This is a genomic window from Mesorhizobium sp. M7A.F.Ca.CA.001.10.2.1, from assembly GCF_003998575.1.
Lineage (GTDB): Bacteria > Pseudomonadota > Alphaproteobacteria > Rhizobiales > Rhizobiaceae > Mesorhizobium.
Map to the genome: position 1 here is coordinate 1 of NZ_RZQY01000358.1, position 5,979 is coordinate 5,979.

At 61.3% G+C, this 5,979-nt stretch carries 5 protein-coding genes and 2 pseudogenes; 4 read left to right on the top strand and 3 right to left on the bottom strand.

Annotated features, from left to right (window positions below; translation table 11 throughout):
• The first annotated feature begins 695 nt into the window (after positions 1 to 695).
• From EN964_RS21480 to EN964_RS21490, 3 genes and pseudogenes are all read left to right on the top strand, one after another.
• Positions 696 to 887, top strand: a complete 192-nt coding sequence (locus tag EN964_RS21480) for a hypothetical protein (RefSeq protein ID WP_127266638.1) — start codon at positions 696 to 698, stop codon at positions 885 to 887.
• A 452-nt stretch (positions 888 to 1,339) separates the two neighbouring features.
• Positions 1,340 to 1,816 carry a transcriptional regulator domain-containing protein gene (locus EN964_RS39430; RefSeq protein ID WP_372958898.1) on the top strand — a complete coding sequence of 159 codons (477 nt, stop codon included), beginning with the start codon at positions 1,340 to 1,342 and terminating at the stop codon, positions 1,814 to 1,816.
• A gap of 33 nt (positions 1,817 to 1,849) precedes the next feature.
• Positions 1,850 to 2,050: pseudogene (locus EN964_RS21490) on the top strand (SMC-Scp complex subunit ScpB); the annotation flags it as partial.
• Positions 2,051 to 2,159: 109 nt separating this feature from the next.
• Here EN964_RS21490 and EN964_RS37780 read toward each other — a convergent pair.
• Entirely contained in the window at positions 2,160 to 2,441 is a 282-nt protein-coding gene (locus EN964_RS37780; RefSeq protein ID WP_164748801.1) for a hypothetical protein, read from the bottom strand.
• A gap of 52 nt (positions 2,442 to 2,493) precedes the next feature.
• On the opposite strand from EN964_RS37780, the gene EN964_RS21500 reads away from it, so the two are divergent.
• A complete protein-coding gene (locus EN964_RS21500) occupies positions 2,494 to 2,832 on the top strand; it encodes a nucleotidyl transferase AbiEii/AbiGii toxin family protein (RefSeq protein ID WP_126063908.1) in 339 nt (112 codons plus the stop codon).
• Positions 2,833 to 3,214: 382 nt separating this feature from the next.
• Here the strand turns inward: EN964_RS21500 and EN964_RS38720 are convergent.
• Together EN964_RS38720 and EN964_RS21510 are read right to left on the bottom strand one after the other, a co-directional pair.
• Positions 3,215 to 4,223, bottom strand: a pseudogene (locus tag EN964_RS38720) (tyrosine-type recombinase/integrase); the annotation flags it as partial.
• Positions 4,224 to 4,433: 210 nt separating this feature from the next.
• Positions 4,434 to 5,979: autotransporter domain-containing protein (locus tag EN964_RS21510; RefSeq protein WP_127276714.1), on the bottom strand; the 1,546-nt coding region annotated here is incomplete at its 5' end.

The window sequence follows — 5,979 nt, forward strand, 5'->3', positions numbered from 1 at the left end:
TCAGAAAGAAGGGATAGAGGCTTCCGTCGGCTCGGGAACGCTCAGTGCTGGTAGCGGCGCCCACATGTTCGAAAAGCGTGATCATTGATGAGTTCTTCCAGTCGGTGCGGCATCGCAGTGCTTTTGCGCATAGGGACCGCAACCGTCGTGCCAACTGGGAAAATCGTTTCGGAACAACGCGATCGCTCTGGAAGCGTTGTGTCACATGTCCGACATCGTCGAGAATCCGACAACGAGTGCTCCTCCTAATCACCGGATCAACCTCCGGCGCCAGGCGGTGACACCGTGCAGAACTCGAGCAGTGAAGCTCATTGGTGAACCTGGTTGACGCCCAACATCTTCGCTCTGGAGCGCTTCACGCACACGGATTCATGGCAGACACCATGATGCGATCGATGCGGTTAGAGACCAAGCTGGCTGCGCCTGTGAGTTTCAGCCGCCAGCTGGAAGCAGCTGAGTTCTGAGGAGAAGGGTGGGGCACCCCTTGGGCGACCTGATGGTTGCCCAAGCCCTGCCGCAATCTTGGCCTGCACCGTCCCCTGGGTTGCTGTCGATCAAGCCAGGAAGCTGCATTCGGGCGAACGCATGGGGCTGGTCCCCATGGCAACTTGGGCTGATGTGGGGCCGTCCGATATGCGATACGAGGGTCTAGGATAGGGGAGCTCGGGCTCGGTAGTATCTCAGCGAGACGGCTAATGGTCGACGAAGTCTTCCTGACGCCACGCATTGGTATGCCGCAGCAACAGGGGCAGTGCGGGCGCAAGTCTGGTTGTGAAATCGGCTGCTACAGGGGCATGCCGCGCTTCATCTCCATACCGTCAGCGAAGAAAGCGCGGCGCGAGCATCACCAAAGAGAAGCGGCGCGCCGTTCGTTTGCGGTCCACTGACCAGTCGGCTTCACCTGTACAACACGGGCTGGCATAGCGTGAAACTGAGCCTCCAATGGCGGAAATTAGCTTATAGCATCCGGGCTACGACAACCTGCCCACAACCAGCGTCGAAGCCACCGCCACGCCACCAAGTCTTCAGGGAACGTCCTGAACGGAACCCAGCCGGGCACTCCTATCAAAGCGACCCCCTTCGCATGCTCAGGCCGCGCTTGCTGTCGCTGCGCGGGACCGACAGCCTGCTTCTGCCCTGCACAGTGCCGACGACACATGCTTCGACGAAATGGCGTCATCGAGGTCGGGTGGCTTCGGCGCCGGTGCTTTGCCAAATTGCATGATGTTTGGACGTCCGTGGGGGCGGGCAAGGGGGCACAGTCGTGCCTGCAGTTCTCGTGACTGGCGCGGTCGAGGCTGATGGGCGGGATGAACGATCATATGACTGCACCACTGGTATGACGCCGCGCGAAAGGGCATGGGAGTTTTTGCGCCGCAATCCAGCATTCCAGCGTGAGGTGACCGCTGCAAGCCAGCAGGCCAATAGCTGGTCTTACCAACCCTTGCTTGACCTGGTCGCGTCGGCCGGCGACCTGTTACGCTGGGGTGTTCTGTTTCGCCGAGTCTTATGGGCGAAATTCGATCGTTTTTGGTTCCGCTCTGGTGCGTCCATGTGTTGCCAGTCATTGCAGAACATCTGCCAGCATCGTCGGAGACAACGCCGTGCGAACTCTTGGCATTGCCAGGTCGTGCGACGGTCCTGCCTGGCGCCCGGCAAAGGCCAACATGTTCTTCTTCGCAATGCCGAGCATACGCTCCAGCTCGCCGTCTCTGGCGTGGATATCTTGAGCCTGTCTGTCTCCGAACCGAGGCGATCTGGCCCGCGAGCTTTTGAGGCACCGCCTGAGGGCGGCTCGAGTGCCTCAATGCTCTAAGTGTGGGTCAACGTCTGCCTGCCCGCTGAATTTGGCACGCCTTACACCTACGTCACGACCAAGACCTTCCTGTTGCACTTCGGCCTCGACACACTGCGGGATTTGCCCGATTTCGAGGCGATTGAGGTTGCCGCGCTGCTCAGCAAGGAGAAGCTGCTGGCGGGCGATACTCCCATCGGGCTGGTGAGTGGTGGAGGAGGTGAGGAGCGACACTCCAAGGCCAGGACGGGCTAGCGCAGCAGATACATGGAAGTAATATGAGCGGTTGAGAGTCGAATCAGGGAACTATGCGATCACTATCGATAAGAGGTGGCAATATCGATCGTGATTGTATCGGGCCACTCTACGGCGAAGGAGGCGGCAACTTGTGTCTCCGACCCGAAACGATTACCTTGCGGCCATTATGAGCAAGCATTTGGCATCCGTCTTGACGACCGTGAACGCGCCCTGCAGCGTACAGCTGGACGACGCGGCGCTGGCCGATTGCTTTGCGGATCTCGATTTGGCCAAGCAGCATCCCGCTCATGTCAGCGCCTTTCTCGGCGAGGTCCCTCTCGCCCAGCAAGTCGAGTTCGCAACCGCGCACCACATTCGCGGTCGACGAGATGAAGGCTTTTGCCGCCAAGTTCTCTGCCTGGTCCGGCGAAAGCTATCCGCTCGCCGCGTAATGGCTGGACATGATAGCCGACGCCCGTCCGAATGGCGGCGGCTTTTTTGTATTATATCGACCTGATCGGCCAGCTTCGCGGGAATGCCGGGGCTACGACTTTGAATGGTCATTTGGCGGCGGAACGGCTATGATGATCCAGATCGGCCATCGCGAAAGCCACGACATCGATATCTTCCTCGACGACCCTCAATTGCTCGGTCATCGACCATCCAAAAGCCACCTGCACTTTGAAACGATGCCGTCCGACTATTTGGGGGACGGGCTTCGGTTCCAGAAATTCGCCTTCGAAGACGTTGGCGAAATCGACTTCATCGTTGCCGGAGCGCTAACAACGAAGCCGTTCTAGACCCGCGTGGTGGAAGGCAGGACCGTGCGGCTCGAGACCATCCCGGAAATCATCGCCAAGAAGGTCTATTACCGGGGATTTCGGAAGCCAACCCGCGCGACATCTTCGACATCGCCGCCGCAGCCCGGTCGCAACTGGACGAGGTCGTCAACGCTCTGCGTGCGCTCCCAGAACAGGTCGCTCGAACCAGACAGCGGATGGAAAAACTCAACAATGAATTCGTCGGCCGCGCCATTGCACAGCTGATGATCATGCCCTGACTACGAAGCGTCGCCGCCGACAGTCTGGACGCAGCGTTCGCTGTGCTCGACGAGGTGTTGTCATCACTCAAAGAACCTGACCCCCACGACCTAGCGACCAACCGAGGGAGGGGAGGGGTTTCTCAGAGCCCGGACGCCTTGGTGAGGTTGGTCCGGAATCTGCCGCGCCTCCGCTGATATTTGCGGGTCATCTCGGCCGAGGCATGGCCGAGCTGCTTCTGCACGTAACGCTCCTCGACGTCGGCCGACGAGGCAAGTCCGGCGCGCAGCGACTGGCCCGAGAACAGCAGCGCCCGTTACCCTTCCGGGAGATCGGAGGGGACGCCGGCGGCGATCGTCACCTGCTTGACCAGGCGGGCGACGTGCTTGTCGGAGAGCCGTTCGACGTCGACGGTCTTGTTGTCCTTGAAGATGCGGCGGAACAGGGGTCCACGTGCGATGCGGCCAAAGCGGATCCAGCTCTCGAGCGCGACTACGGGGTAGGTGTGGTCGCTGGAGCCGCGGCCGACCTCGACCTCGCGCCAGCCGGTCTTGCCGCGCAGGGTGACCAGCAGCCCTTGCCGTCAAAAATCTTCGATCCAGCCGGCGCCATCGCTGTTGTCGTCGCGCATGACGTCGAGACCGACGATCTCGGAGCGCCGCAGGCCGCCGCCACAGCCCAGGAGCAAAATAGCGCGGTCGCGCAGGCCCTGAGGTCGTGGCCGAGGGTGGCGATCATCGCCAGCAGATCGTCGCCAGGACCGCCTCTTTTTGCCGCGGTGGCTTTTGCGTGCTTGCGCGGCGAATGCCGGCAAGAACCGTATAGATATGCCGCTCCGCGCGGTCCAACGGCCGGCCGCGCTGGGTAAAGTTCCAGGCGAGGCCGGAAAGCCGCCGCTCGATGGTCGCAACCGAAAGGGCAGGGGCGCCACGCTTCGGATCGCCGGCGGCGGTGCCCAAGGCACAGGCGCTGATATTGAGCCTGATCACCTTCGAGCCCGGAGGCAGGGGATCGAAGCCAGCGCGCCGGCACCAGGAGGAAAAATGCCGCCAATCCTTGGGGTAGGCGTCGCGCGTGTTCTCCGAGGTGGCGTTGTAGCCCCTCGCGGTCTCGACCAGTTCCTGGACATGCGCCGGGACTCTTTGAGCCGGGTCTCCATCTCCTTGTAGAGCTTGTCAAGCTCGCCATCGACTGGCTTCAGGTCGTCGATTGAACATTGCGTCATCATAGGCTTTGTGCCTTGTTGTAGCAGGCATCGTCCGTTCGCGCGGCGGACACAGACATCACCGTCGCTGAGCCGAGAACGACGGTAAAAGAAAATGCACTCACTGACTTCATAACCAATCTCTTTTGCGGGTGATTTAGAAACGGACGCCGAGCTTGGCGCTGAACCCGTGTGTCTGGGCATCCGAGGCGATCTGTCCCTGATAGGCGATGCCGAACGTCGCGTTCTCGGTGATGTTTACGTCCAGCCCAGCTTCGAGCAGAGCTGCGTTCTTTGCGATCGGCACGCCCTTGATGGCGAAGGAGGAACCGCCAGCAAAGGCAAGAGCGGTATCCGGCCTGACGTCGCCGAAGGCGTGGCGCCAGCCAAGACCGCCGCGCGCGGTAGCAGTCACGGTGCCGAGGGTCAGTACCGTCGACGCACGCAGACCTAGCGTGGTAAACGCCGTGTCGCTCGAGCGATCCCCGCTCGACAAGGCGGCTGCGCCGCCATTCTCGGTGAAGCCATCGGCGTCAAAATTCACATAAGCGAGATTAGCGTAGGGCTCGAAGGAAGCCCAAGCCGTATTGATACGGTAGCCGAGCTCGCCAAAGGCCTGGAACGTGCCGGCGTCGTAATCGGCCGAAAGGCTGTCGGCGAAGCCTGAAAAGACCACGGACCTGCCGGTCTCGATGCTGTGCCAGGTATAGGCAAGGCCGGAACGAAAACCGAGATTGCCGTTCTGCGTGCCGGCAAAAAGACCGAGATGGTAATTCTCGCTCGAGCCCGACGACGCGCGATTGTCCGCCTCCAAGGAGGTATGGCTGTAGCCGCTGATGAGGCCGAGCCGCCAGCTTTCGCCGACAGCCGCGTCACCGCCAGCCAGAAAGCCGCCTGTCGAGTGATCGAGACCGGCGGCATTGCCGTCGCTGTCGAGATGACCCCAGGCGCCGAAGCCACGGCCCCATACGGCGAAATTCTCACTCGTTGCCGGGGCCAGTTCCAGACCACCCAGCCCATAAGTCATCACCGGAACGCTGGAGGCACCGACGCCGTCGAACGCCGCACGGATCCGTTCGCTCGCGGCATCGCGTACAGAATGACTGTCCTCGATGAGGCCGCTATGAATGGAAGCATGAACCTCGCCTGATAGCATATCGAAAGCGTTGCGGGCTTCCGGCGCCGTCAGGAACAGGATGTTGTCCTGGATCGGATTACCGCTTCCAAGCGCCTGAGCCGCTGCGGCGACCGAGCGTTGATTGAAGGTGCTGGCAACATCGGCAAACGCCGTCGATGTGCGGCTGATATCGAGATAGACATTGTTGGCATCGTAGACGAGCTGGAAATCGACGAAGGGCGTCGCGTCTGTCGCCAGAGCCCCCGTCAGCCCGCCATAGGTGCCGCTTACGCCGCCTGCTGCGGAGAGCAGAGTATATCGGGCATCGACCGATAGCGTTCCCTGCCGCAGCAGCTCGATCTGCGCGCCGCTGTCGATCGCCGCTACTCCGCCAACATCGATGAGATCGGACGACCTTGCGAGGTCGACCTGATAGATCGATCCGGACTGCTGCGCGAAATCGCCCGTGACAGTCAGTGTGGTGACGATCCTGCTCGGATCGGTCGCACTGCCAGGAGCGACCGTGCCGCCCTCGGAAATGGTGACCGCACCGTAGGTGCCGCCGCCTGCGACGACACCGCCGCTG

Coding starts and splice junctions, on each gene's coding strand:
- EN964_RS21480 (WP_127266638.1), top strand. CDS start 696: ATGGTCGACGAAGTCTTCCTGACGCCACGCATTGGTATGCCGCAGCAA.
- EN964_RS39430 (WP_372958898.1), top strand. CDS start 1,340: ATGACGCCGCGCGAAAGGGCATGGGAGTTTTTGCGCCGCAATCCAGCA.
- EN964_RS21500 (WP_126063908.1), top strand. CDS start 2,494: ATGATAGCCGACGCCCGTCCGAATGGCGGCGGCTTTTTTGTATTATAT.